The sequence below is a fragment of the Pantoea sp. ICBG 828 genome (genome assembly GCF_002928355.1).
GTDB lineage: Bacteria > Pseudomonadota > Gammaproteobacteria > Enterobacterales > Enterobacteriaceae > Pantoea > Pantoea dispersa.
The window spans coordinates 319,789-343,192 of record NZ_POWN01000001.1; the positions used below are offsets into that span (position 1 = coordinate 319,789).

26 protein-coding genes are annotated in these 23,404 nt (G+C 59.4%); 16 read left to right on the forward strand and 10 right to left on the reverse strand.

All coding sequences use genetic code 11. From position 1 onward, the window contains the following. Positions 1-163: 163 nt before the first annotated feature. From ydgT to nth, 9 genes are all read left to right on the forward strand, one after another. Positions 164-379, forward strand: a complete 216-nt coding sequence (gene ydgT, locus C1Y43_RS01440) for a transcription modulator YdgT (protein ID WP_010618950.1) — start codon at positions 164-166, stop codon at positions 377-379. Positions 380-489: 110 nt separating this feature from the next. Next, positions 490-933, forward strand: coding sequence for a DUF2569 domain-containing protein (locus C1Y43_RS01445; RefSeq protein WP_058758460.1), 444 nt, complete (start codon positions 490-492; stop codon positions 931-933). Positions 934-1,056: 123 nt separating this feature from the next. Continuing rightward, the gene (gene rsxA, locus C1Y43_RS01455; protein WP_010618951.1) at positions 1,057-1,638 is read left to right on the forward strand and encodes an electron transport complex subunit RsxA; all 582 of its coding nucleotides are present in this window, start codon (positions 1,057-1,059) and stop codon (positions 1,636-1,638) included. A gap of 1 nt (position 1,639) precedes the next feature. Further along, entirely contained in the window at positions 1,640-2,218 is a 579-nt protein-coding gene (gene rsxB, locus C1Y43_RS01460) for an electron transport complex subunit RsxB (protein ID WP_021506189.1), read from the forward strand. Next, positions 2,211-4,625, forward strand: a complete 2,415-nt coding sequence (gene rsxC / locus C1Y43_RS01465) for an electron transport complex subunit RsxC (RefSeq protein WP_104186761.1) — start codon at positions 2,211-2,213, stop codon at positions 4,623-4,625. The genes rsxB and rsxC overlap by 8 nt, the downstream gene beginning before the upstream one ends. Beyond that, entirely contained in the window at positions 4,626-5,684 is a 1,059-nt protein-coding gene (gene rsxD, locus C1Y43_RS01470; protein ID WP_058769716.1) for an electron transport complex subunit RsxD, read from the forward strand. A gap of 2 nt (positions 5,685-5,686) precedes the next feature. Further along, positions 5,687-6,319 carry an electron transport complex subunit RsxG gene (gene rsxG, locus C1Y43_RS01475; protein ID WP_104186762.1) on the forward strand — a complete coding sequence of 211 codons (633 nt, stop codon included), beginning with the start codon at positions 5,687-5,689 and terminating at the stop codon, positions 6,317-6,319. Continuing rightward, complete coding sequence (locus C1Y43_RS01480) at positions 6,316-7,017, forward strand: electron transport complex subunit E (protein ID WP_058757701.1); 702 nt, start codon at positions 6,316-6,318, stop codon at positions 7,015-7,017. The genes rsxG and C1Y43_RS01480 overlap by 4 nt, the downstream gene beginning before the upstream one ends. Further along, positions 7,014-7,646, forward strand: coding sequence for an endonuclease III (gene nth / locus C1Y43_RS01485; protein ID WP_021506194.1), 633 nt, complete (start codon positions 7,014-7,016; stop codon positions 7,644-7,646). Before C1Y43_RS01480 ends, nth begins: the two co-directional genes overlap by 4 nt. 45 nt (positions 7,647-7,691) lie before the next feature. Here nth and C1Y43_RS01490 read toward each other — a convergent pair whose 3' ends face one another. Next, a complete protein-coding gene (locus C1Y43_RS01490; protein ID WP_104186764.1) occupies positions 7,692-8,378 on the reverse strand; it encodes a CTP synthase in 687 nt (228 codons plus the stop codon). 664 nt (positions 8,379-9,042) lie between these two features. Between C1Y43_RS01490 and dtpA the strand changes: the two genes are divergently transcribed. The 3 genes from dtpA to gstA all read left to right on the forward strand — a co-directional run bounded on the left by dtpA (position 9,043) and on the right by gstA (position 12,257). Then, positions 9,043-10,548 (forward strand): dipeptide/tripeptide permease DtpA, encoded by a 1,506-nt coding sequence (gene dtpA, locus C1Y43_RS01495; RefSeq protein ID WP_058757699.1) that lies wholly within the window; start codon positions 9,043-9,045, stop codon positions 10,546-10,548. A 121-nt stretch (positions 10,549-10,669) separates the two neighbouring features. Beyond that, complete coding sequence (locus C1Y43_RS01500) at positions 10,670-11,578, forward strand: LysR family transcriptional regulator (protein WP_058776276.1); 909 nt, start codon at positions 10,670-10,672, stop codon at positions 11,576-11,578. Between the two features lie 73 nt (positions 11,579-11,651). Then, positions 11,652-12,257 (forward strand): glutathione transferase GstA, encoded by a 606-nt coding sequence (gene gstA, locus C1Y43_RS01505; protein ID WP_181444756.1) that lies wholly within the window; start codon positions 11,652-11,654, stop codon positions 12,255-12,257. Positions 12,258-12,300: 43 nt separating this feature from the next. Here the strand turns inward: gstA and pdxY are convergent, their stop codons facing one another. The 5 genes from pdxY to anmK all read right to left on the reverse strand — a co-directional run bounded on the left by pdxY (position 12,301) and on the right by anmK (position 16,766). Beyond that, positions 12,301-13,161 (reverse strand): pyridoxal kinase PdxY, encoded by an 861-nt coding sequence (gene pdxY, locus C1Y43_RS01510; RefSeq protein ID WP_058776274.1) that lies wholly within the window; start codon positions 13,159-13,161, stop codon positions 12,301-12,303. Positions 13,162-13,214: 53 nt separating this feature from the next. After that, a complete protein-coding gene (gene tyrS / locus C1Y43_RS01515; RefSeq protein ID WP_059011053.1) occupies positions 13,215-14,489 on the reverse strand; it encodes a tyrosine--tRNA ligase in 1,275 nt (424 codons plus the stop codon). A gap of 139 nt (positions 14,490-14,628) precedes the next feature. Further along, positions 14,629-15,285 (reverse strand): pyridoxamine 5'-phosphate oxidase, encoded by a 657-nt coding sequence (gene pdxH, locus C1Y43_RS01520; RefSeq protein ID WP_058769709.1) that lies wholly within the window; start codon positions 15,283-15,285, stop codon positions 14,629-14,631. A gap of 20 nt (positions 15,286-15,305) precedes the next feature. After that, a complete protein-coding gene (locus C1Y43_RS01525) occupies positions 15,306-15,635 on the reverse strand; it encodes an MliC family protein (protein WP_021506202.1) in 330 nt (109 codons plus the stop codon). A 9-nt stretch (positions 15,636-15,644) separates the two neighbouring features. Continuing rightward, positions 15,645-16,766: an anhydro-N-acetylmuramic acid kinase gene (anmK, locus tag C1Y43_RS01530; RefSeq protein WP_104186767.1), complete on the reverse strand. Its 1,122-nt coding sequence runs from the start codon at positions 16,764-16,766 to the stop codon at positions 15,645-15,647. A gap of 285 nt (positions 16,767-17,051) precedes the next feature. Here anmK and slyB point away from each other — a divergent pair, with 285 nt between their 5' ends. Then, positions 17,052-17,519, forward strand: a complete 468-nt coding sequence (gene slyB, locus C1Y43_RS01535; protein WP_021506204.1) for an outer membrane lipoprotein SlyB — start codon at positions 17,052-17,054, stop codon at positions 17,517-17,519. 41 nt (positions 17,520-17,560) lie between these two features. Here the strand turns inward: slyB and slyA are convergent, their stop codons facing one another. Continuing rightward, positions 17,561-17,998, reverse strand: a complete 438-nt coding sequence (gene slyA, locus C1Y43_RS01540; RefSeq protein ID WP_010618966.1) for a transcriptional regulator SlyA — start codon at positions 17,996-17,998, stop codon at positions 17,561-17,563. A 150-nt stretch (positions 17,999-18,148) separates the two neighbouring features. Here slyA and C1Y43_RS01545 point away from each other — a divergent pair, with 150 nt between their 5' ends. Genes C1Y43_RS01545 through C1Y43_RS01555 form a run of 3 tightly spaced genes read left to right on the forward strand, consistent with a single transcriptional unit; the run spans position 18,149 to position 21,257 of the window. Beyond that, positions 18,149-18,385, forward strand: a complete 237-nt coding sequence (locus tag C1Y43_RS01545; protein WP_021506205.1) for a DUF1656 domain-containing protein — start codon at positions 18,149-18,151, stop codon at positions 18,383-18,385. Positions 18,386-18,391: 6 nt separating this feature from the next. After that, positions 18,392-19,249: an HlyD family secretion protein gene (locus tag C1Y43_RS01550; protein WP_104186769.1), complete on the forward strand. Its 858-nt coding sequence runs from the start codon at positions 18,392-18,394 to the stop codon at positions 19,247-19,249. A 7-nt stretch (positions 19,250-19,256) separates the two neighbouring features. Next, positions 19,257-21,257, forward strand: a complete 2,001-nt coding sequence (locus C1Y43_RS01555) for an FUSC family protein (protein ID WP_104186771.1) — start codon at positions 19,257-19,259, stop codon at positions 21,255-21,257. On the opposite strand, the gene C1Y43_RS01560 is transcribed toward C1Y43_RS01555, so the two are convergent. The 3 genes from C1Y43_RS01560 to C1Y43_RS01570 all read right to left on the reverse strand — a co-directional run bounded on the left by C1Y43_RS01560 (position 21,258) and on the right by C1Y43_RS01570 (position 23,347). After that, positions 21,258-21,725 carry a hypothetical protein gene (locus C1Y43_RS01560; RefSeq protein WP_021506208.1) on the reverse strand — a complete coding sequence of 156 codons (468 nt, stop codon included), beginning with the start codon at positions 21,723-21,725 and terminating at the stop codon, positions 21,258-21,260. A gap of 125 nt (positions 21,726-21,850) precedes the next feature. Then, positions 21,851-22,369, reverse strand: a complete 519-nt coding sequence (gene sodC, locus C1Y43_RS01565) for a superoxide dismutase family protein (RefSeq protein WP_021506209.1) — start codon at positions 22,367-22,369, stop codon at positions 21,851-21,853. An 81-nt stretch (positions 22,370-22,450) separates the two neighbouring features. Next, positions 22,451-23,347, reverse strand: coding sequence for an aldo/keto reductase family oxidoreductase (locus C1Y43_RS01570; RefSeq protein WP_021506210.1), 897 nt, complete (start codon positions 23,345-23,347; stop codon positions 22,451-22,453). Positions 23,348-23,404 lie beyond the last annotated feature (57 nt).

Consider the following 23,404-nt stretch of genomic DNA (forward strand, 5'->3'; position numbering starts at 1 on the left):
AAAATGCGCGTTAAAAAAGATAAAAGCGTAAAAAAGTCCCTTTTGATGAGCGAATTAGCGCACGTTGTCTGAATTTTGAATTTTTTTAACCGCGGTGTCTGGACTCTGGCCGCGTGCTCCCTATACTTGAGCACTTCCCCGTTCTCTATCTTTTATGGCAATCATGACTGCGCTCGATTACCTGCTGAAATTTCGTAAAGTGAATAATCTTGAGAGTCTGGAAAAACTCTACGATCACCTCAATTATTCGCTCACTGATGATAACGAGATCATCAATATGTACCGCGCCGCCGATCACCGCCGTGCTGAACTCGCCTCAGGTGGCCGTCTGTATGACCTCGGCTGTGTGCCGAAATCCGTCTGGCGTTACGTGGTGTAAAGCGCGCTTATCTCTGTTTCTGCCCCTGGTGCGCTGTCCGAATCGGGCGTGACCCGTTTGGACATGGTACGCTCTGCCTCGTCTTTTTTGCTTACATCAGGATGAATAACATGTCCGAATCGGTAAACCCGCCGCGTATTGCCGGCTGGCTGCTGCTGCCGCTGGCCTGGCTGATTATGACGATGCTGACCAGCGCGCTGGTGGTGGCGCTCTATCTGCGGCCGCTGTTTGACACGGAACTGCGCACCACGCTGTTTTCTCACGCCAGTATTTTAATGACGCAGTGGCTGGTGTCTTTACTCACCGCCGCCGCGGTGTGGCTGTACAGCATCTGGGTGTGCTGGATCTTTTGTCAGCGCTCGCGCCGTCTGCCACGTCACTACATTCTCTGGCTGCTGATGACCGTATTGCTGGCGCTGAAAACCTTCGCTTTTACGCCGGTGGCCGATGGGAAAGCGATCCAGACGCTGCTGCTGGCCCTGCTCTCGGCGGCAGTCTTTGTGCCCTACTTCAAACGCTCACAGCGGGTCAAACAGACCTTTATTCAGCCCTGATGACGCTCTTTTCGTCAGGAATTTAATTCTGAGTGCTCTCAGCCAGCGCACGAATCGCGCAAAGGTTGAGATGCACCTCTCAATTCCGGATAATAAACGCCTTTCGGCTTCCCAGGTTAAAAAATGACCGATTACTTACTGCTCTTTATTGGCACAGTGCTGGTGAACAACTTCGTGTTGGTCAAATTCCTCGGCCTTTGCCCTTTTATGGGCGTGTCAAAAAAACTGGAAACGGCCATTGGCATGGGACTTGCCACCACGTTCGTCATTACGCTGGCGTCGATTTGCGCCTGGCTGGTGAATCACCTGATTTTGCTGCCGCTCGATCTGGTGTACCTGCGTACCATGGCCTATATCCTGGTGATTGCGGTAGTGGTGCAGTTCACCGAAATGGTGGTGCGTAAAACCAGCCCGTCGCTGTATCGCCTGCTCGGTATCTTTTTGCCGCTGATCACCACCAACTGCGCGGTGCTGGGCGTGCCGCTGCTGAGCGTCAACCTCAACCACACGTTCCTGCAGGCGGCGCTGTACGGCTTCAGTGCGTCACTCGGCTTTTCGCTGGTGATGGTGCTGTTCGCTGGCATGCGTGAACGTCTGGTGCTGGCCAACGTGCCGGCACCGTTCAAAGGAAACTCCATTGCCCTGATCACCGCTGGCCTGATGGCGCTGGCGTTCATGGGCTTTACCGGTCTGGTGAAATTCTGATATGACCGCGATTTGGATTGCTATTGCTGTTCTGGCGGCGCTGGCACTGGTGTTTGGTGCCCTGCTGGGCTACGCCTCGCGCCGCTTTGAAGTAGAAGAAGACCCGATTGTTGAGCAGATCGATGCGATTCTGCCGCAGAGCCAGTGCGGCCAGTGTGGCTATCCCGGCTGCCGTCCGTACGCCGATGCGGTGGGCAATAACGGTGAAGCCATTAATAAATGTGCGCCGGGCGGCGAACAGACCATGCTGAAGCTGGCCGAACTGCTCAACGTTGAACCGCAGCCGCTGGACGGCGGCGCGGAGGTGCTGACGCCGGTTCGCACCGTGGCGTGGATTGACGAAGCCAACTGCATTGGCTGCACCAAATGTATTCAGGCCTGCCCGGTTGACGCCATCGTCGGTGCCACGCGCGCCATGCACACCGTGCTGAGCGATGTCTGCACCGGCTGCGACCTGTGCGTCGCGCCCTGTCCCACCGACTGTATTGAGATGCGCCCGGTTGCCACCACCACGGCCAACTGGAAGTGGGATCTCGACACCATACCTGTACGGGTGATCCCGGTAGAACATCATGCTTAATCTGTTATCGCTGCTGCGCAAAGAGAAGCTGTGGGATTTCGAAGGCGGGATTCACCCGCCGGAAATGAAAACCCAGTCCAGCGGCACGCCGCTCAGCCAGCTCCCGCTGCCTGAACAGTTCATTATTCCGTTGAAACAGCATATCGGCCACGAAGGCGAAATCTGTGTGGCGCCGGGCGATAAGGTGCTGCGCGGCCAGCCGCTGACCTTTGGCAGCGGCCGGATGCTGCCGGTGCACGCGCCCACTTCCGGCACCATTGAAGCCATCGCGCCACACATGACCGCGCACCCGTCCGGCCTGTCCGAGCTGTGCGTTTTCCTGCGCGCCGATGGCGAAGACCGCTGGATGCCGCTCGATCCGCAGCCGGACTATCGCGCGCTGGGTCGGGACGCGGTGGTGAAACGCATCCACGAAGCCGGTATTGCAGGCCTCGGCGGCGCGGGCTTCCCGACCGCCACCAAACTGCGTGGCGGATTGCGCGGCGTCAATACGCTGATCATCAACGCCGCCGAGTGCGAACCTTACATCACGGCGGACGATCGCCTGATGCAGGATTGTGCGGCGGAAGTGCTGGAGGGCTGCCGCATCCTCGCCTGGGTGCTGCAGGCGGAGCGCGTGCTGATTGGCATTGAAGACAATAAGCCGGAGGCGATTGCCGCGCTGAAACAGGCGCTGGCCGGTGACCGCGAGTTGCAGCTGCGGGTGATCCCAACCAAGTACCCTTCTGGCGGTGCCAAACAGCTGACCAAAATTCTCACCGGGCGGGAAGTGCCGCACGGCGGACGCTCCACCGACATTGGCGTGCTGATGCAGAACGTCGGCACCGCCTGGGCGGTGAAGCGCGCCATTGTCGATGGCGAACCGATTACGGAGCGCGTGGTGACGCTGACCGGCGAGGCCATTGCCCGGCCGCGTAATGTCTGGGGTCGTCTCGGTACCCCGGTAAGCCATCTGTTGCAACAGGTCGGTTTCACGCCGGGCGCGCGCCAGATGGTGATCATGGGCGGGCCGCTGATGGGCTTTACCCTGCCGTCCCTCAACGTGCCGGTGGTGAAGATCACCAACTGTATTCTGGCACCGTCGGCCAGCGAGATGGGGCAACCGCAGGAAGAACAGTCCTGCATCCGCTGCAGCGCCTGCGCTGACGCCTGCCCGGCAAAACTGCTGCCGCAGCAGCTGTACTGGTACAGCCAGGGTGGCGATCATGACAAAGCGCGCGCCCATCACATTGATGACTGCATTGAGTGCGGTGCCTGTGCATATGTCTGTCCCAGCAATATTCCGCTGGTGCAGTATTACCGCCAGGAAAAAGCCGAACTGCGCGCCATCGATCTGGAGGCCAAACGCACCGCCGAAGCCAAAGCACGCTTTGAAGCGCGTCAGGCACGCCTTGAGCGGGAAAAACTGGCGCGGGAAGCGCGCCACGAGCAGGCCAAACAGCGCGTAGCGCGCAGCGATAAAGCCGAGCTGGAAGCGGCAACCGGGCGCGTGAAAGCGCGTCAGGCGAAGACGCCGGAACAGGAAGCCGCCGAACGCGAAGCGCGCCATGCGCAGGCGCTGGCGCAGCAGGCTGAGAAGCAGGCTGAAACCGAACCGCTCAGCCGCCAGGCCATTGACCCGCGCAAGGCCGCCGTGGAAGCCGCCATTGCGCGTGCTAAAGCGAAAAAAGTGGCCGCGCCGGCACAGCCAGCCGCTGACACCACGACCGCAGAAAGCGATCCGCGCAAAGCGGCAGTTGAAGCCGCTATTGCGCGTGCCAAAGCGAAGAAAGCTGCCGCCGCGCAGGCATCGACGGCTGCTGAGCCGGCAGCCGAAGCGCCAGCAGCTGAAGTCGATCCGCGCAAAGCCGCAGTCGAAGCCGCTATTGCGCGTGCTAAAGCGAAGAAAGCTGCCGCAGCGCAGACTCCGGCCGATGCTGAGCCGGCAGCCGAAGCGCCAGCAGCTGAGGTCGATCCGCGCAAAGCCGCAGTCGAAGCGGCTATTGCGCGTGCCAAAGCGAAGAAAGCTGCGGCCGCGCAGACGCCGGCTGATGCTGAGCCGGCAGCGGAAACGCCAGCGGCTGAGGTCGATCCGCGCAAAGCCGCAGTCGAGGCGGCTATTGCGCGTGCCAAAGCGAAGAAAGCCGCGGCCGCGCAGACGCCGGCTGATGCTGAGCCGGCAACGGAAACACCGGTGGCTGAGGTCGATCCGCGCAAAGCGGCGGTTGAAGCGGCGATTGCCCGTGCCAAAGCGAAGAAAGCCGCGGCCGCAGCGCAGCAGACAGCCGACGCGCCCGCCGCATCCCCTGAAGTGGAGGCCGCTGCCTCTCCTGACTCCGCCGACCCACGCAAAGCGGCGATTGCCGCAGCGGTCGCCCGTGCCAAAGCGCGTAAAGCGCAGCAGCAGCCTTCGACGACTGAGGACTAAATGGCTTTTCGTATTGCAAGTTCGCCTTATACCCATAACCGCCGCAGCACCGGCAACATCATGCTGCTGGTGGTGCTGGCCGCGCTGCCCGGCATGGCGGCACAATGGTATTTCTTCGGCATCGGTTTCCTGATTCAGGTGCTGCTGGCGGTCGCTACCGCATGGATCACTGAGGGCGCGATTCTGCGCCTGCGTCACGCGCCGGTAGTGCCGACGCTGGCGGATAACTCTGCCCTGCTGACGGCGTTGCTGCTGGGCATCAGCCTGCCGCCGCTGGCGCCGTGGTGGCTGGTGGTGCTCGGTACCGTATTTGCCGTGGTTATCGCCAAGCAACTGTACGGCGGCCTCGGCCAGAACCCGTTCAATCCGGCCATGGTCGGTTATGTGGTACTGCTGATCTCCTTCCCGGTGCAGATGACCAGCTGGCTGCCGCCGGACGTACTGCAGGCCATTAAACCTGGCCTGATGGACTCACTCAGTATGATTTTTACCGGCCACACGCTGGCCGGTGACACCATGCAGCAGTTGCAGCTGGGAGTGGATGGCGTGAGCCAGGCCACGCCGCTCGATACCTTTAAAACCGGCCTGCGCGCCGGACACAGCGCCGAACAGCTGCTGGCCCAGCCGATTTACGGCGGCGTACTGGCCGGCCTCGGCTGGCAGTGGGTCAATCTCGGCTATCTGCTCGGCGGCATGCTGCTGCTGGCGAAGAACGCCATCCGCTGGCATATCCCGTTCAGCTTCCTGCTGTCGCTGGCGCTGTGCGCCACGCTCGGCTGGCTGTTCGCGCCGCAGTCGCTGAACTCGCCGCTGGTGCATCTGTTCTCCGGGGCGACCATGCTCGGTGCGTTCTTTATTGCCACCGATCCGGTCACCGCTTCTACCACCAACCGTGGCCGGCTGATTTACGGTGCGCTGATTGGCCTGCTGGTGTGGCTGATTCGCAGCTTCGGTGGCTATCCGGATGGCGTCGCCTTCGCGGTGCTGCTCGCTAACATCTGCGTGCCGCTGATTGACTACTACACGCAGCCGCGCGTGTATGGACATCGCAGGGACTGATGATGATCGAAACCATTCGTAAAAACGCGTTCACGCTGGGCATGTTTGCCGTGATCACCACCGGCGTGACGGCGGTGGTCAACTATGTCACCAAACCGACGGTCGATCACCAGACCGCGCTGCAGCAGAAAAACCTGCTCGACCAGGTGGTGCCCACCGATTTGTACGACAACAGTATTCAGCAGGAGTGTCTGCTGGTGACCGATGCCCGCGCGCTCGGCAACGACAAACCGCATCATCTGTATGTGGCGCGCAAAGGGGATCAACCGGTGGCCGCCGCACTTGAGACCACCGCCCCTGACGGCTATTCTGGCGCGATACAGATGCTGGTCGGCGCCGATTTCCATGGCAAAGTGCTGGGCGTACGCGTGATTGAACATCATGAGACGCCGGGACTTGGTGATAAAATCGAGCTGCGAATTTCCGACTGGATCAACAGTTTTAACGGCAAAGTGGTGCACGGTGCCGACGATAAAGCCTTTGCGGTGAAAAAAGACGGTGGCGAATTTGACCAGTTTACCGGCGCTACTATCACGCCGCGCGCGGTGGTCAACGCCACCAAACGCACGGCGCTGCTGATTGAAACGCTGCCAGCGAAGCTCGCTTCGCTGCCTGAATGTGGAGATGCACCATGAGTGAAGCGAAAAATTTACTGATTGGCGGACTGTGGAAGAATAACTCGGCGCTGGTGCAGCTACTGGGGCTCTGTCCGCTGCTGGCGGTGACCTCAACCGCCACTAACGCACTGGGCCTTGGACTGGCAACCACGCTGGTACTGACCATCACCAACAGTGCGATTTCCGCTTCGCGCCGCTGGGTGCCGGGTGAAATTCGTATTCCGATCTACGTGATGATCATCGCCTCGGTGGTGAGCTGCGTGCAGATGCTGATCAACGCCTATGCCTATGGCCTGTATCAGTCGCTGGGCATCTTTATCCCGCTGATCGTCACCAACTGCATTGTGGTGGGACGTGCGGAAGCGGTGGCATCGAAAAGCAGCATTCCCCTTTCCGCGCTGGATGGCTTTGCCATCGGTATGGGCGCTACCTGCGCCATGGTGACGCTGGGTTCGATTCGTGAACTGATTGGTAACGGCACGCTGTTCAATGGCGCTGACCAGCTGCTGGGGCCGTGGGCTAAAGCGCTACGCATTGAAGTGGTGCATTTTGATTCACCGATGCTGCTGGCGATGCTGCCGCCGGGTGCGTTTATCGGCCTCGGTATGCTGCTGGCCGGCAAATACCTGATCGATCAGAAAATGAAGCAGCGCGCCGCACGTCAGCTGGACGCTGCTGCTGCCGCGCCGCAGGGCGAAACCGGGAAGGCTGTGTGAATAAGGATAAACGCCTGCAGATCCTCACGCGACTGCGTGACGCCAATCCCCATCCGACCACCGAACTGAATTTCAGCTCACCGTTTGAGCTGCTGATCGCTGTGCTGTTGTCGGCACAGGCAACCGATGTCAGCGTCAACAAAGCCACCGCCCGACTCTATCCGGTGGCCAATACGCCAGCGGCAATGCTGGCGCTCGGCGTGGAAGGCGTTAAAGAGTACATCAAGACCATTGGCCTGTTTAACAGCAAAGCGGAAAACGTCATCAAAACCTGCCGCATTCTGCTGGAGCAGCACGGCGGTGTGGTGCCGGAAGACCGCGCGGCACTGGAAGCCCTGCCCGGCGTCGGGCGTAAAACCGCCAACGTGGTGCTCAATACCGCTTTTGGCTGGCCCACCATTGCCGTGGATACCCACATTTTCCGCGTCAGCAATCGCACCCGCTTTGCGCCGGGTAAAAACGTTGAGGAAGTGGAGCAGAAGCTGCTCAAGGTGGTGCCGGCCGACTTTAAGGTTGACTGCCATCACTGGCTGATTCTGCACGGTCGCTACACCTGCGTGGCGCGTAAACCGCGCTGCGGCTCCTGCCTGATTGAAGATTTGTGTGAGTTCACGGAAAAGACCGACTGATCGGTAACGGCGCGACGCTGCGCGCCGTAGATCGCTTATTAACCGTTATCGCGCCGCCTGCAGCCACGCCACGACCAGCGGTGACAGCCGGTTTTGTAACGCGGCGCGTTCAGACTGGAACAGCGTGGCGACAAAGAACGGATGATCGGTCAGCTCTACCCCGCGCACATCCCCCTCCAGATCCCATGAGGTAATACGCAGATTGCGCGTGGCCAGCGCCTCGCTGAACTCAGCGTTAACGCCAAAGTTGCAGTGATAGCCTTCGTTACTCTGCAGCGCGCCGTAGGCCTGAGCAATACGCGAACCCGGCTCAAACGTGACCTCACCGCGCTGCTCGACCAGCGAGCAGGCCAGTGGCGCAATCACCCAACGCGCGTCAGGGTCGGTCTCGGCATGGCCAGCATCCTCCCAGCCCAGCACGTTGCGCGCGTATTCCACCACCGCATATTGAAAGCCGGCGCACGAGCCTAAAAAGGGTTTACCGCTTTCGCGCGCCCAGCGAATGACGTCGAACACGCCGGCATCATTCAGGAAGGGACTGCCAGGCACTACCCAGACGGCATCATAGTCGTGCAGACGCGGCAGATCGATTTCCGGCGTCGCGATCCAGTCAGCGGTTACGTTAAGTGAGAGAGAGGTTGCGGCAAGCTGAACAGCGGGAGGAATAGCCTGGTGCGCGACAGCACTGGCACGGTAATCGCCCACGAGAGCGACACGAACGGACTGCTTCATGATGAGTTCCTTGCAGGGAAAAAACGAGGTTACAGCAATTTATTCAGGCTGTCTAAGGGCTGGCGATCGGCTATCCCTCCTCCCCCTGCCTGGCGCAACAAGTCACTGCCGCCGGGGGTGCTGCAGAGCTTATACGATGAAAGCCGCGATTAAGTGGTGAAATTGTCGGCAAACGGGAGAGCGGCAATCGTTTTCTTTTTTTACATTTCTAATTAATTGATAATTTTGTGCGCAGGATCAACAAATTAGCCTGCAGCGAACTGTCAGCCGCTTATTGTGCTCAACAATCAGACAATTGCGCTTACTTCTTCGGCAAAAATCAGGGGAATCATCCAGCTTAATGGGCTGGATAATATTATGTCCTGCCCGGAGCAGGAAAAGCAGTTTATCTCAGGAAAATCCATCAACCGATCTGCAACAAGAACAATTATCCTGCTATAATGTCACGCAGTGATATTTAACACTGATTTACAAGTTATTACCCTGGTTATAACCCTGCCTGTAACAAGTATTTCAGCGTGCAGAAAATGCTTGCCCTGTTGGCCTGATTCAGCCAAATTAGGCGCCGTTTTTCCTTTCTAATAACAATGTTGCGCGGGATTACCCAGCCCGACGCAGACTTAATTCCTGTTGTAAAACAGGCGATGTATAAACTGAGGTATACGTGTCAACTGCAAACAAACACACTGATGAGGCGGTAAGCCTTAACGCCTTCCGTCAGCCGAAAGCGTTCTATTTGATCTTTTCCATCGAACTGTGGGAGCGTTTTGGCTACTACGGTCTGCAAGCCATCATGGCGGTCTATCTGGTGAAACAGCTGGGGATGTCCGAAGCGGACTCCATCACCCTGTTCACCTCGTTCAGCGCACTGGTTTACGGCCTGGTTGCCATTGGCGGCTGGCTGGGTGACAAAGTGCTCGGCACCAAACGCGTGATTATTCTCGGCGTCATTGTGCTGGCGCTGGGCTATGCGATGATTGCCTTCTCCGGTCATGACACCACCATGGTGTATGTCGGCATGGCGACCATTGCCGTGGGTAGCGGGCTGTTTAAGGCTAACCCTTCTTCACTGCTGTCGACCTGCTACGAGAAAGACGATCCGCGCATCGACGGTGCCTTCACAATGTTCTACATGTCGATCAACATCGGTTCGCTGTTCTCCATGATGCTGACTCCGTGGCTGGCGGCCAAATATGGCTGGGGCGCGGCGTTTTCGCTGTCGGTGGTGGGCCTGGTGATCACCCTGCTGAACTTCCTGTTCTGCCAGCGCCTGGTGAAGAATTACGGCTCCAAACCAGACTTTGCGCCGCTGCAGGTCGGTAAGCTGCTGATGACCCTTGTCGGCGTGGTTGCACTGATCGCGCTGGCCACCTGGCTGCTGCATCATCAGAGCATTGCCCGCATGACGCTGGGCGTGATCGCCATCGGTATCGTGCTGGTGTTTGCCAAAGAAGCCTTTGCGCTGCACGGTGCGGCACGCCGCAAAATGATCGTTGCATTCCTGCTGATGGTCGAAGCCATTGTGTTCTTCGTGCTGTACATGCAGATGCCAACCTCGCTGAACTTCTTCGCCATCCGTAACGTTGAGCACGCGATTCTCGGTATCACCTTTGAGCCGGAACAGTTCCAGGCGCTCAATCCGTTCTGGATCATGGTGGCCAGCCCGATTCTGGCGGCAGTTTATAACAAGCTTGGCGATAAGCTGCCGATGCCGCACAAGTTTGCCATTGGCATGGTGCTGTGCTCTGCAGCGTTCCTGGTGCTGCCGTTTGGCGCGAAATTCGCGAACCAGGCAGGTATCGTTTCGGTGAACTGGCTGATTCTGAGCTACGCGCTGCAGAGTATCGGTGAGCTGATGATCTCCGGTCTCGGCCTGGCGATGGTGGCGCAGCTGGTGCCACAGCGTCTGATGGGCTTCATTATGGGCTCCTGGTTCCTCACCACCGCTGGCGCCGCGATGATTGCCGGTAAGGTAGCGAACCTGATGGCGGTGCCGGAAAACGTCACCGATCCACACGCCTCACTGGCCGTGTATAGCCAGGTGTTCCAGCAGATTGGTATCGCCACTGGCGTAATCGCGCTGCTGATGCTGATTACCGCCCCGCTGCTCAACCGCATGACGCAGGATGACGCGCAGGCAGAACTGAAGCGCGCCAGCGCTAACCAGTAATCGTTTCTGAGCCGGGCTAAGCCCGGCTTTTTTTATCCCCTTCACAACCCCCGCTTTCCGCTGTAGTTTAAGCAACACGCTTTTTATGCTCGCCTTGCACGGCTGAGATCGGGAATGGCTCATGGACAGATTTGACGAGCTGCAGGTGTTTGTTGCGGTGATTCAGCAGGGCAGCCTGGCTGGCGCGGCGCGCGTATTGCAGCGTTCGCCGCCGGTCATTACCCGCACGCTGAATGCGCTGGAAGCACGTTTCGGCACCACCCTGATTGAACGCACCACGCGCCAGCTGGCTCCCACCGAGAGCGGCTGGCAGCTGTTTGAGCAGGCGCAGCGCTTGCTTAACGATTACCAGAGCGCGCTCGACAGCGCCCACCACAGCGGACTGCACGGCCTGCTGCGCATTACCGCCCCGGTGATGTGTGGCCGTCGCCACGTGATGCCGCTGGTCAATGCCTTTCTGCAACAGCATCCGGAAATGCAAATCGAACTGATTCTAAGCGACAGCTATCAGGACCTGATTGAAAACGGGCTGGATATTGCGGTGCGCATTGGCGAGCTGCAGGATTCGTCGATGGTGGCGCGCAACGTCGGCAGCGTACGCTCGATGCTGGTCGCCAGCCCGGACTACCTTCGCCAGGCCGGAATCCCAGCCCATCCGGCTGAGCTCAGCATGCATGCGCTGGTGGCAGGCGTGCGCCATACCCGTGAGTGGCGCTTCGCGCACGACCTGCGTGTGCGCATCACCCCACGCCTGCGCGTCAATGATATCGCCAGCCAGCTGGATGCATTGCGCAGTGGCCAGGGCATTGGCCGTCTGTTGTCTTATCAGGTGATAGATGAACTGCAGGCTGGCACGCTGATCCGCCTGCTGAGCGAGTGGGAGCCGGCACCGCTGCCGGTGCATCTGGTGGCGCAGCGGGTGAAAAACATGGCGCCCAAAGTACGCTGTTTCTGGGATTTCGCGCTCACGGCACTGCCGCCGCGACTGCAGGCGGCCGCTGAATTTCCCGCGCCCGCCCGCAATTCCTGATCGCTGTCACTGGTAAAAATTTCTGGCAGTTTTATGCTGCTGACATCACAACAACTCATCAGGAGAGGCCATGATGAAACTCTATTGTAAGCCCGGTGCCTGTTCGCTCTCGCCGCATATCGTTGCGCGCGAATGCGGGCTGGATTTTACGCAGGTCAATGTCGATCTGCAGAAGAAAGTCACCGAGCGCGGAGAAGATTACTGGCAGATAAACCCCAAAGGACAGGTTCCCGCGCTGCAGTTTGATGACGGCAGCATACTGACGGAAGGCGTGGCGATTGTGCAGTATCTGGCGGATCTCAAGCCGGATCGCAACCTGCTGGCACCGACCGGCAGCCTGACGCGCTATCACACGCTGGAGTGGCTGAGCTACATCAGCAGCGAATTGCACAAAACCTTTTCCCCGCTGTTCCGTCCGGATACGCCGGAAGAGTACAAAGCCATAGTGCGTGCACAGCTGGAGCAGAAATTTCAGCGCGTTAACGACGCGCTGCAGGATAAACAGTGGCTGATGGGGTTACGCTTTACCGTCGCCGATGTCTATCTGTTTGTGGTTACGCGCTGGGCAAAAGCCATCAAACTGAATCTCGAAGGTTTGAGCGCGCTGGAGGCATGGTTTGCGCGGGTGGACGCACGGCCGGCGGTTCAGGCCGCACTGAAGGCTGAAGGTCTGGTCTGACGCTACAGGCCGGCGTGCTGGCCGGCCTGTTAATTAGCAGCGATTACAGCTGTTCTGCCGCAAAGTGCTGCGTGGGTTGCGCAATCGCATCCTGCGCCGCCACCAGTTGCAGTTCATACTCGCCCATCTCGTGGGTTTTCAGCATCACTTCATATACTGCCGCCGTCACATGTTCCAGCGCATCCTGCAGCGATTTGCCGTGCAGCAGGTCAACCAGCAGCAGACCACTGGTCAGATCGCCAACCCCCACCGGCTGACGCACACCAAAATCCACCAGCGGACGGCTGATGTGCCAGCACTGATCGGCGGTGACCAGCAGCATTTCAAAGCGATCGCTACGGCGTCCGGCGCGCGCCAGATGTTTCACCAGCACTACGCGCGGCCCCTGCGCAATCAATGCGCGGGCGGCTACCACCGCCTGTTCCACGTTAGCGACCGTCTGGCCACTGAGCATCTCCAGCTCCAGCAGGTTCGGCGCGATAAGATCGCTGGCCGGCATCGCCTGCTTGCAGTGAAACTCCGCCACGCCGGGCGCGACGATACAGCCTTTTTCCGGATGGCCCATCACCGGGTCACAGAAATACCAGGCGTCAGGATTCGCCGCCTTCACCATACGCACGATTTCCAGGATCTGTTCGCCCTGCTCCGCCGAGCCGAGATAGCCGCTCAGCACCGCATCGCAGGTTTTCAGACGATCGATGGCGGCGATCCCGCTGACGATATCGGTCAGATGGGTGGCGGGCATGACGGTGCCGGTCCAGTGACCATACTGGGTGTGATTGGAAAACTGCACGGTGTTTAACGGCCAGACATTGGCGCCCATGCGTCGCATCGGGAATTCGGCCGCGCTGTTACCGGCGTGGCCATAAACCACGTGAGACTGGATTGCGAGGATATTTTTCATTATTGCCCTGTACTGCTTGCCATAAAAAAGGGCCGGAGACCGGCCCTTGCACCTTACTGCCAGCTAATCAGGCAGTAGTGTTTTTTGCCGCGACGCAGCAGCGTGTAACGACCAAACAGTTTGTCGCTGTCGCTGAAACGATACTCGGCATCAGACTGTTTCTCACCGTTGACAGACACCGCGTTGGAGCCAATCATGGTGCGCGCCTGGCCGCGTGACGGCACCAGTTCCGCCGCCACCAGCGCCTGTTGCAGATCGTCGTCCGCCTTCAGGCTAATGGTCGGCATACCATCCTGCGCCAGCTGCTCAAAGTCCGCTTCGGTCATGTCGCTCAAGCTGCCGGAGAACAGGCTGTCGGTGATGCGCTTCGCCGCGCTCAGACCGCTTTCGCCGTGCACCAGACGCGTCACCTGCTCTGCCAGCACATACTGCGCGCGCGGCGCTTTGCCACTGGTTTTGTCTTCTTCTTCCAGCGCATTGATCTCTTCAATGCTCATGAAGGTGAAGAACTTCAGGAAGCGATAGACGTCCGCGTCGGCGGTGTTGATCCAGAACTGGTAGAACTTGTACGGACTGGTTTTCTTCGCATCCAGCCATACCGCGCCACCTTCGGTTTTACCAAATTTGGTGCCGTCCGACTTGGTGATCAGTGGCACAGTAAGTCCCCACGCCTGCTGCTGATGCAGACGACGCGTCAGATCGATGCCGGAGGTGATGTTCCCCCACTGGTCGGAGCCGCCAATCTGCAGCACCACGTCGTAGCGCTTGTTCAGTTCGGCAAAGTCGTAACCCTGCAGCAGGTTGTATGAAAACTCGGTGTAGGAGATGCCCTGATCTTCACGGTTCAGGCGCATTTTCACCGCTTCACGGTTAATCATCTGGTTGACCGAGAAGTGCTTACCGATATCGCGCAGGAAGGTCAGCACGTTCATGCCGCCAAACCAGTCATAGTTGTTGGCCGCGATGGCGCTGTTGTCGCCGCAGTCAAAATCGAGGAAAGGCGCAACCTGTTTGCGGATCTTCTCTACCCACTCGTTAACGGTTTCCGTGGTATTGAGTTTACGTTCGGCCGCTTTAAAGCTGGGATCGCCAATCAGGCCGGTGGCACCGCCGACCAGGGCCACCGGCTTGTGGCCGGCATCCTGGAAACGTTTCAGGCACAGCAGCGGCACCAGATGGCCCAAGTGCAAGCTATCAGCGGTGGGATCAAAGCCGCAATAGAGTGCAATTGGCCCTTGCGCCAGCCGCTCTGCTAACGCTTCCTCGTCCGTTACCTGGGCTACTAAGCCTCTCTCTTGCAATTGTTGTATCAGGTTACTGCTGGTCATCACTGACTCCAAATTGATCAGACTGCACCTATGCTGGTACACAGCTGTCCGCTGACGTGCGGATACGAAAAAAATGAGGGCTATAGCATAAAGCGCTGACGAGCCGTGCGCCAGCGCTGAAAGGGGATAAAACGCAGTTTTACGGTGCTAAACGGTCGATTGTCCAGCCGCTGCCATCACGCTGATAAAGGAAGCGGTCATGCAGGCGATGTTCGCCGCCCTGCCAGAACTCCATGGTGTGGAATCTGACGCGGAATCCGCCCCAGAAACTCGGCAGCGGCACTTCCCCCTGCTGAAACTTCTGCTTCAGCTCAAGAAATTTGCCCTCGAGCACGCCGCGCGCGGAAATCCGGCTCGACTGTTTCGATACCCAGGCGCCAATCTGGCTGTCTCGCGGACGGCTGTGGAAGTACTTCAGCACTTCCAGCGGCGACAGTTTCTCCACTTCGCCCAGCACCATCACCTGACGCTCAAGGAAGTGCCAGGGGAAATGCAGTGAAATGCGCGGATTGTCCGCCAGCTGCAGCGCTTTACGGCTGCCGAGGTTGGTGTAAAACACCATGCCCTGCTCATCGTAGTGTTTAAGCAGGACGATGCGCTGATAGGGCTGGCCGCTGCTGTCCACCGTCGCCACCGTCATGGCGGTGGGATCGGGTAGCTGCGCGGCGCACGCCTGCTGCAGCCACTGTTCAAACAGCGCCAGAGGAGTATCTGGCAAATCTTTGCGCCGCAGCCCGCCGCGCGTGTACTCCCGACGCAGGTGGGCAATTTGTTGCAAGCTGTCACTGTCGCTCATGCTGGTATCCCGGTTCTCTCTTATTGTGCGGAGGCATCCGCGTTCTGCAGTTCACAATCATTAATCACGATTTTATCGTTGCGTTCAACAAAGGCGCCATTGCCTTTTGACCAGAAAACGTAGGTCCCATCGCTGTAGCGCGCGCCGGAGGCAGACACCGTCTGGGTCAGCGTGAGTGGTTTGCCGTCCAGAATAAAGCTCACCTGCTGCTTCGCGTTGTCCAGAGTGACCGTCAGCGGCAGCGTGCCACACTGGTAATGTAACGTCTCTGGCGCGGGTGCAGGCTTATGCCAGATACCACAGCCGCTGAGTAAGGTCAGGGTGCCAGCCAGCACGATCATCTTCTTCATGTTTGCTCCTTAACGTATTGCATGGGGATTGGCGGGATAGATGGCACCCAGCACGCTCATTTCGCGCGCGCCGGTTACCGCCGGCAGATTGCCCGGCAGCCCGGACAGGGTGCGGAACGCCAGCCAGGCAAAGGCCAGCGCCTCCATATCATCACCGCTGATACCGGCCTGATCGGTGGTGCCCACCTCGGTGCCAGACAGATGCGCGGCCAGCCGCGCCATCAGCAGCGGATTGCGACTGCCGCCGCCGCACACCAGCAGACGATCGCAGCCATCGTTGAGCTGTACCTGATGGGCGATAGTCAGCGTGGTCAGCTCGCACAGCGTTGCCTGCACATCCTGCGGGGCCAGCGCCGGGAAGCGCTGCAGCTGCTGTTCCACCCAGCCCAGGTTAAAGTATTCCCGACCGGTGCTTTTGGGTGGCGGCAGAGCAAACCACGGATCGCCGAGCATCTGCTCCAGCAGCGCGGGCACGACCTGGCCACTGCGCGCCCAGCCGGCATCTTTATCAAACGGCAGGCCTTTGTGGCGCCAGATCCACGCATCCATCAGCATATTGCCCGGTCCGGTATCAAAGCCGCGCACCGGCTGACCGGGGATCAGCAGCGACAGATTGGCGATGCCGCCAATATTCAACACCATGCGCCGTTCAACGCTGTCCATCAGCAACGCCTGGTGAAAAGCCGGTACCAGCGGTGCGCCCTGGCCGCCCAGCGCCATGTCGCGGCGGCGAAAATCACCCACCACCGTGACGCCGGTCGCGGCAGCGATCTGGTTATTGTCGCCAATTTGCAGCGTATTCGGTGCTGCCGACTGCGGCTCGTGCCACACCGTCTGGCCGTGGCAGCCAATCGCCATGATATCGCTGGCCTCCAGCGCCTGCTGCTGCATCAGCGTCAGTACGGCTTCCGCAAATAGCTGGCCGAGCCGGGTATCAAGCTGACCGAGCTGCGACAGCGTCAGCGTCTGTCCCTGACAAATCGCCAGCACCTGCTGACGCAGCGCCAGCGGGATGGGATGGCAGTAGCTGGCCTGTTGCGCCACCATATGCTGGTCGATCGCGGCCAGCACGACGTCTACGCCGTCCAGGCTGGTGCCGGACATCACGCCGATATAGCGTCCTGATTTCATAGCGCTTCCTTACCCGTTTGCGGGCCTGCAATGCATCTGTGTTTAGCCTGGCAAATTACCGGGGCTAATTCTATGATAAATTTCCGCTTTTCAACTGCGCTGCGACACGCATTCCGGCAGCAAACTATTTTCATCCGGCAATTGAATTTTTGTTGATGGGCGGTGGTCTATGCTTCGGCCCAGCCGCATATTGTTCGGACATCGCGTCAATTGACCATTTTCTGACTTATACTGTTGCAGTACAGGACGAGAATATGGCGTTTTTTTGCATTAAGGAGCTTTCTCATGATTAAGCGTTTCGTAGCCGTAGCCCTGGCGGGTATCACGCTGGCTGGCTGTGTTAATAACGATACCCTTTCCGGCGATGTGTACAGCGCCAGCGAAGCCAAGCAGGTTCAAAGTGTCTCATACGGTACGCTGGTATCTGTGCGTCCGGTAAAAATTCAGGGCGGCGATGACAGTAATGTGATCGGTGCTATTGGTGGTGCGGTGCTGGGTGGTTTCCTCGGTAACACCATCGGGGGCGGCGCGGGGCGCAGTCTGGCAACAGCCGGCGGTGCGGTACTGGGCGGCGTAGCCGGTCAGGGCGTGCAGGGTGCGCTCAACAAATCTGACGGCGTAGAGCTGGAGATCCGTAAGGATGACGGCAATACCATTATGGTGGTGCAGAAGCAGTCCGCCAGCCGTTACTCGGTCGGCCAGCGCGTGGTGATGGCCTCCAACGGCAGCCAGGTCACCGTCTCTCCGCGCTAAGCGCACAGATAAAAAAAACCGACGCCAGTGCGTCGGTTTTTTTATTTCTCGCGGTTCTGCAACTCGAGAATGTTTTTTTCCAGCCGGGCAATCAGCGTCACCATCTGATTGATCTCTTCCAGGCTGATGCCGGAGAGGATGTCGTCACGCGTCGCGTCTATCACGTTTTCGACCTGCTCAATGATCGGTTCAGCCTGACGGGTCAGCTTGATGCGCTTGGCGCGGCGATCGTTAGCGCAGGTGGCGCGGGTGATGAGCCCCTTCTCTTCCAGCTGATCCAGCGTACGCACCAGCGACGGCTGCTCAATACCAATGGCTTTCGCCAGCTGAATCTGCGACTGCTCTGGCGGGAGTTGATGAATATTGTGCAACGTCACCCAGTGGGTTTGTGTCAACTCAAGCGGCTTCAGACGCTGGTCGATCAACGCGCGCCAGATGCGCACCAGGCGAGACAGATCTGTTCCAAGCGGCGTATCCATTTCATCTCCTTATAATTAGCTTGCTAGCTATCAAGCCAGATTTTACACTATTCTGCGAGTTTACAGGACAAATTACAAATCCCGGGCCAGACAGCACGCCCGCTGTCTACACTTGATTTAACCGTGCCCGGGTAAAAAGGATGATGCCACGTGTCAATCTTCGCGCTCACCGCGACGGCGCCGCTGACCGATCTGGTGTTCGGTGCCTCACTGTTCTTCCCGCCGCTGTTCAAAGCGGTGCTGCTGGGCTTCTTTTTCTGGCTGCTGATTCATCCGCTGCTGCGCGGCTGGATCTACTCCGGCGATGTCTGGCACCCCACCTTAATGGATCTCTCACTGTTTGTTCTGTGCGTGAGCGGCGCACTGTGGATACTGAGCCTCGGATAAATCACCATGAAATTCAACCCCTTTAAGTACTTTTCTACCCTTGTGGTGTTTACCCTGGCGCTGCTCGCAGGCTGGTGGATGTGGAACTACTACATGCAGGCCCCGTGGACGCGCGATGGCAAAGTGCGCGCTGAACTGGTGGACGTGACGCCCGAGGTCTCCGGCCGTATCAGCACGCTGGCCGTGCGCGACAATCAGTTCGTGCATAAAGGCGAGGTGCTGCTGACGCTGGATCCGGTGCCGTGGCAGATTGCGCTGACCAATGCGCAGGCCCAGCTGGCGAAGGCGCAGGCCGACCTCGCCAAAGCGCAGCATGAGGCGGATCGCCGTGCCAGCCTGCCGCGTAACGTGATCTCCGCTGAAGATATGGACGCGGCGCGCCTCAACGCGAATGCGGCGGCCGCCACAGCGAAAGCCGCACAGGCGATGCTCGATCAGGCGCGCTGGAACCTGCAGCAAACCACGGTGACGGCATCGACCGACGGCTGGGTCAGTAACCTGACGCTGCGTGCCGGCAATTACGCGACCGCCGGTACGCCACTGTTCGCGCTGGTCGACAGCCACTCTTACTATGTGATGGGCTATTTCGAAGAGACCAAACTGCGCCATATCCAGCCCGGCGCGGCGGCGCAAATCGTGCTGTATAGCAACGGCGCACGACTGCAGGGCCAGGTGGAGAGTATCGGGCGGGCCATTTACGATCAAAGCATCGCCAGCGACGGCGGTCTGGTGCCCGATATCAAACCCAACGTGCCCTGGGTCAGGCTGGCGCAGCGCGTTCCGGTGCGTATCCGGCTAAACGCGGTACCGGATAATGTGCCGCTGGTGGCCGGTACCACCTGCACCATCTCTGTCGCGCACTGAGGCCGGCATGAATCTGCAGTGGCTGGCCTGGCACAATCTGCCGTGGATAAAGGCAAGCGGCGGCGAGTGGCGCTATGCGTTGCGTAACGCTATCGCGATGTGTCTGGCGCTCACCCTGGCGTATGCGCTGCAGCTGGATCAGCCTTACTGGGCCATGACGTCCGCCGCAGTGGTGAGTTTCCCCACCGTTGGCGGCGCCATCAGCAAAAGCCTGGGACGCATCGTCGGCAGCCTGCTCGGTGCCAGCGCCGCGCTGCTGATTGCCGGCCATACGCTCAACGAACCGTGGCTGTTTGCCTTTTTCATGGCCGGCTGGCTGGCGCTCTGCACCTGGGTCGCCAGCCATTTTCAAAACAATGTGGCCTACGCCTTTTCACTGGCCGGTTACACCGCCGCGATTATCGCCTTCAGCAGCGTCAACGTTAGCGACGTCAGCCAGTTGTGGGACATCACCCAGGCGCGCGTGTGCGAAGTGATCGTCGGGATTCTCTGTGCTGGGCTGATGATGATGATCCTGCCCAGCACCTCGGACGGCAGCGCGCTGATGCTATCGCTGCGCCAGATGCACACCCGCCTGCTTGACCACGCGGTGCTGCTGTTGCAGCAGAGCAGCACGGAAAATGTGCGCACCGCCCACGAAACGGTGATCAGCCAAATCCTTACCATGAATCTGCTGCGCATTCAGGCCTTCTGGAGCCACTATCGCTTCCGCCGGCAAAATAACGTGCTTAACTACGTGCTGCATCAGCAGCTGCGCCTGACCAGCGTGCTCTCCAGCCTGCGGCGCATGCTGCTTAACTGGCCCGACGCGCCGCCGGCGCTGTACAGCGCAATGCAACAGCTGCTGCACGAACTGGCGCAGCCGCAGTGTGATAAATACCGGCTGGCGCAGATTCTGCGCAGCATCACGCCGGACGTGCACGGTGATTTCCGCCAGCGTGCTTTTGTCCAGCGGCTGCGCTACTTCTGCTGGGTATGGCTGAATGTGGAGCGCTGGATTCGCCTGATTGAGCGCGCCGACGCTGACACCCGTTTCCAGCCGCCGTACGCGCCGGCACTGGCCCGTGCCAGTGACAGTGCCGAAGCTGGCTGGAGTGCGCTGCGCACGTTTAGTGTGATCATGCTGGGCTGCGCGTTCTGGATCGGGACCCAGTGGGACGCTGGCGCCGCCGCGCTGACGCTTACCGCTATTGCCTGCGTGCTCTACTCGTCATCGCCTTCGCCCGGCGGCAGCGTGTCGCTGCTGCTGAAAACGCTGCTGTGGCTGTCGCTGTTCAGCTTTGTGCTGCAGTTTGGTCTGATGGTGCAAATCAGCGCGCTGTGGCAGTTTTTGCTGCTGCTGTTCCCGCTGCTGCTGACGCTGCAACTGTTTAAGCTGCAACAGAAGCAACGCGCCGCGCTCTGGGGCCAGTTTATTGTGTTTATGGGATCGTTTATCGCGGTAAGTAATCCGCCAGACTGGGATTTCCAGAGCTTCCTTAACGATAACCTGGCAAAAGTGTGTGGCGTCCTGCTGGCGTGGCTGGCGTTTCAGGTGTTACAGCCGGGTTCTGATGCGCGCCGCAGCCGGCGCCATATCCGGGTGCTGCGCCACGCTTTTCTCGATCAGCTACGTCGCCAGCCGCGTCTGAGTGAAAGCCGGTTTGAATCGCAGATTTATCATCACATCAGCCAGCTGAGCCACAGCCGTGATGAGCAGGCGCGCCTGTGGCTGCTGCGCTGGGGCGTGGTGCTGCTGAACTGTTCGCACATTGTCTGGCAGCTGCGCGCCTGGCAACCCCGCTCACCGGCGCTGGCGCAGCTGCGCGACAGCAGTCTGCAGGACTTGCAGCGCATTATGAGTTTGCGCGGTGTGCGTCACGACTCGCTGCAGACCGCGCTGGATACGCTGCAGCAGGCCATTGATCAGCTTCAGGGGCAGCCGGAGAGCGACGCGAATACCCTGGCGGGTATTTTGTGGCGCCTGCGCTGTTCGCTGGCGCAGCTGCGTCAGGCGGTGCCGGATTGATCATTCACAGTACTGGGTAAACTGCCGATCAAAGTCATCGTGCAGCTGCTGCAGGGTCTTCTGCCCTTCAAAGCGGGTTTTATCCTGCTCGGACATCGGTTCGATCACCAGCGCTTTCTCGTCCGACGAGTAGATAAAGCGCCGCGCCAGCGTGCTGCCGGTAAAACTGGTGCCCTGAATGCCGCCGCACACCACGGTGATGCTGTGACGGCGGATTTCGGTATGGGTGAAATTGGTTTCGGTGGCGCTGCGCAGGACGTTCTGACAGCCTTTGGCTTGCAGCCGCTGCAGGGTATGCTGCGTCAGCCATTCGCGGCCGCGGGCAATATTTTCACAACTGGCGCGCAGCGGATTGGTATCTATATCTCGCTGCAGCTGACGGCTGGCCTCCAGTCGCAGCTGGGTATCATTCGGGCGATCGCAGCCCACCAGCGCTAAACACAACAGCAAAATCCCACGCGTTTTCATGCCTGCCCCTGAGCGGTTCCGTTCCTGAATCAACATCATAGGATGGAATGTTGCTGCTGAGTAGCAGGAAAATGGGTCAGAATTTTTCTGCGCGGCGGCGGGTCAGGCCCGTCGCCGCCCGGTACTCAGATCACGCCGCAGGCCAGACGTGCCCCGCCACCGCCAAGCGGTTGCGGATGGTCAGCATGGTTATCGCCGCCGACGTGCACCATCAACGCTTTGCCTTTGATCTCGCTCAGCGATTTCAGACGGGGCGCCACCACGGGATAGCTGGCTTTGCCGTCGTCGGTGACATACAGCGCGGGCAAATCGCCGAGGTGACCGTCAGCGTACGGACCGAGGTGCTTGCCGCTGTTGTGCGGATCGAGGTGACCGCCCGCCGCGCCGGCCGCCACGGTTTTGCCGGCGGATTCGCCGGGCTCACAGCTGCCTTTGGCGTGGACGTGGAAGCCGTGAATGCCGGGTTTCAGCCCGCTCAGCGCCGGCGCGAACTGCAGACCATACGGGGTTTCGCTGATGGTCACCTTACCGATCGACTCACCGATACCCTGCGCCGTCACCTGATGCAGCGTCACGTCTTCTGACGCCGCGTGTGCACCGGCAGCACACACCAGCGTCAGCACGGCCATAATGGTTTTTTTCATAACGTCTCCTTACGGTTCAGATTCCCTCTAAGCCTGGACTGCTTTTGCCCAGGCTGCCGTAGTTTGACGCAGATTTACGCTTCAGGGCACATCGTAGCCGAGCGCCGCCTTGCGAATACGGAACCACTGCTGGCGATCCAGCGTCAGTTCACAGGCTTTCACTGCGTCGCTCACGCGCGCGGTTTTACCGGAACCGATAATCGGCAGCGGACGACTGGGCAGCTTCATTACCCAGGCATACACCACCTGCTCGATATTGCTGGCACCGATCTCCTGACGCACCTGTTCCAGCTCATCGCGCAGCGGCTGGTAGTGCGGATCGTTAAACAGGCGGCCGCCACCGAGGCACGACCACGCCATCGGGCGCATACGCGTCTGCTGGCACTGGTCGAGCGTGCCGTCGAGCAGCGCCGACTGCTCCAGCGGTGAGATTTCCAGCTGATTGGTGACCAGGCTAAACGGCAGACGGGATTGCAGCAGCGTGAACTGCGCAGCGGTAAAGTTGGACACGCCAAAATAACGCACCTTGCCACTCTGATGCAGCTGCAGGAAGGCGTCGGCGATTTCATCCGCATCCATTAACGGATCCGGACGGTGAATCAACAGCAGATCGAGATAATCGGTGGCAAAGTGGCGCAGCGAGTTTTCCGCACTGTGCAGGATGTGGCTGGCTTCGGTGATGTAGTGACCGATTTTATGCTCGGGTTTCGCGCGGGTAGCAATGCCGCACTTGGTGACGATTTGCAGTTGCTGACGCAGCTGCGGTGCCAGGCGCAGCGCTTCGCCGAACGCGGCTTCACAGCGATAGTCGCCATAGATGTCGGCGTGGTCAACGGTGGTGATGCCCAATGCCAGATGATGCTCAATAAACTGCACCAGCTGCTGCGGCGTCATGCCCCACTCCATCAGCCGCCAGTAACCGGCGATCAGCGGCGAAAAAGCGGGTCCCTGTGGGGCAATAGCGTGCGGTTGTAACATGGTTAAACTCCCTTCTGCGCAATAGCGAAAGCGCGAGTATAACCAAATGCGCAGGTC

Excerpts from the sequence above, each read along its gene's own strand:
- ydgT (WP_010618950.1), top strand. The coding sequence starts at position 164 with ATGACTGCGCTCGATTACCTGCTGAAATTTCGTAAAGTGAATAATCTT.
- C1Y43_RS01445 (WP_058758460.1), top strand. The coding sequence starts at position 490 with ATGTCCGAATCGGTAAACCCGCCGCGTATTGCCGGCTGGCTGCTGCTG.
- rsxA (WP_010618951.1), top strand. The coding sequence starts at position 1,057 with ATGACCGATTACTTACTGCTCTTTATTGGCACAGTGCTGGTGAACAAC.
- rsxB (WP_021506189.1), top strand. The coding sequence starts at position 1,640 with ATGACCGCGATTTGGATTGCTATTGCTGTTCTGGCGGCGCTGGCACTG.
- rsxC (WP_104186761.1), top strand. The coding sequence starts at position 2,211 with ATGCTTAATCTGTTATCGCTGCTGCGCAAAGAGAAGCTGTGGGATTTC.
- rsxD (WP_058769716.1), top strand. The coding sequence starts at position 4,626 with ATGGCTTTTCGTATTGCAAGTTCGCCTTATACCCATAACCGCCGCAGC.
- rsxG (WP_104186762.1), top strand. The coding sequence starts at position 5,687 with ATGATCGAAACCATTCGTAAAAACGCGTTCACGCTGGGCATGTTTGCC.
- C1Y43_RS01480 (WP_058757701.1), top strand. The coding sequence starts at position 6,316 with ATGAGTGAAGCGAAAAATTTACTGATTGGCGGACTGTGGAAGAATAAC.
- C1Y43_RS01490 (WP_104186764.1), bottom strand. The coding sequence starts at position 8,378 with ATGAAGCAGTCCGTTCGTGTCGCTCTCGTGGGCGATTACCGTGCCAGT.
- C1Y43_RS01500 (WP_058776276.1), top strand. The coding sequence starts at position 10,670 with ATGGACAGATTTGACGAGCTGCAGGTGTTTGTTGCGGTGATTCAGCAG.
- gstA (WP_181444756.1), top strand. The coding sequence starts at position 11,652 with ATGAAACTCTATTGTAAGCCCGGTGCCTGTTCGCTCTCGCCGCATATC.
- pdxY (WP_058776274.1), bottom strand. The coding sequence starts at position 13,161 with ATGAAAAATATCCTCGCAATCCAGTCTCACGTGGTTTATGGCCACGCC.
- tyrS (WP_059011053.1), bottom strand. The coding sequence starts at position 14,489 with ATGACCAGCAGTAACCTGATACAACAATTGCAAGAGAGAGGCTTAGTA.
- pdxH (WP_058769709.1), bottom strand. The coding sequence starts at position 15,285 with ATGAGCGACAGTGACAGCTTGCAACAAATTGCCCACCTGCGTCGGGAG.
- C1Y43_RS01525 (WP_021506202.1), bottom strand. The coding sequence starts at position 15,635 with ATGAAGAAGATGATCGTGCTGGCTGGCACCCTGACCTTACTCAGCGGC.
- anmK (WP_104186767.1), bottom strand. The coding sequence starts at position 16,766 with ATGAAATCAGGACGCTATATCGGCGTGATGTCCGGCACCAGCCTGGAC.
- slyB (WP_021506204.1), top strand. The coding sequence starts at position 17,052 with ATGATTAAGCGTTTCGTAGCCGTAGCCCTGGCGGGTATCACGCTGGCT.
- slyA (WP_010618966.1), bottom strand. The coding sequence starts at position 17,998 with ATGGATACGCCGCTTGGAACAGATCTGTCTCGCCTGGTGCGCATCTGG.
- C1Y43_RS01550 (WP_104186769.1), top strand. The coding sequence starts at position 18,392 with ATGAAATTCAACCCCTTTAAGTACTTTTCTACCCTTGTGGTGTTTACC.
- C1Y43_RS01555 (WP_104186771.1), top strand. The coding sequence starts at position 19,257 with ATGAATCTGCAGTGGCTGGCCTGGCACAATCTGCCGTGGATAAAGGCA.
- C1Y43_RS01560 (WP_021506208.1), bottom strand. The coding sequence starts at position 21,725 with ATGAAAACGCGTGGGATTTTGCTGTTGTGTTTAGCGCTGGTGGGCTGC.
- sodC (WP_021506209.1), bottom strand. The coding sequence starts at position 22,369 with ATGAAAAAAACCATTATGGCCGTGCTGACGCTGGTGTGTGCTGCCGGT.
- C1Y43_RS01570 (WP_021506210.1), bottom strand. The coding sequence starts at position 23,347 with ATGTTACAACCGCACGCTATTGCCCCACAGGGACCCGCTTTTTCGCCG.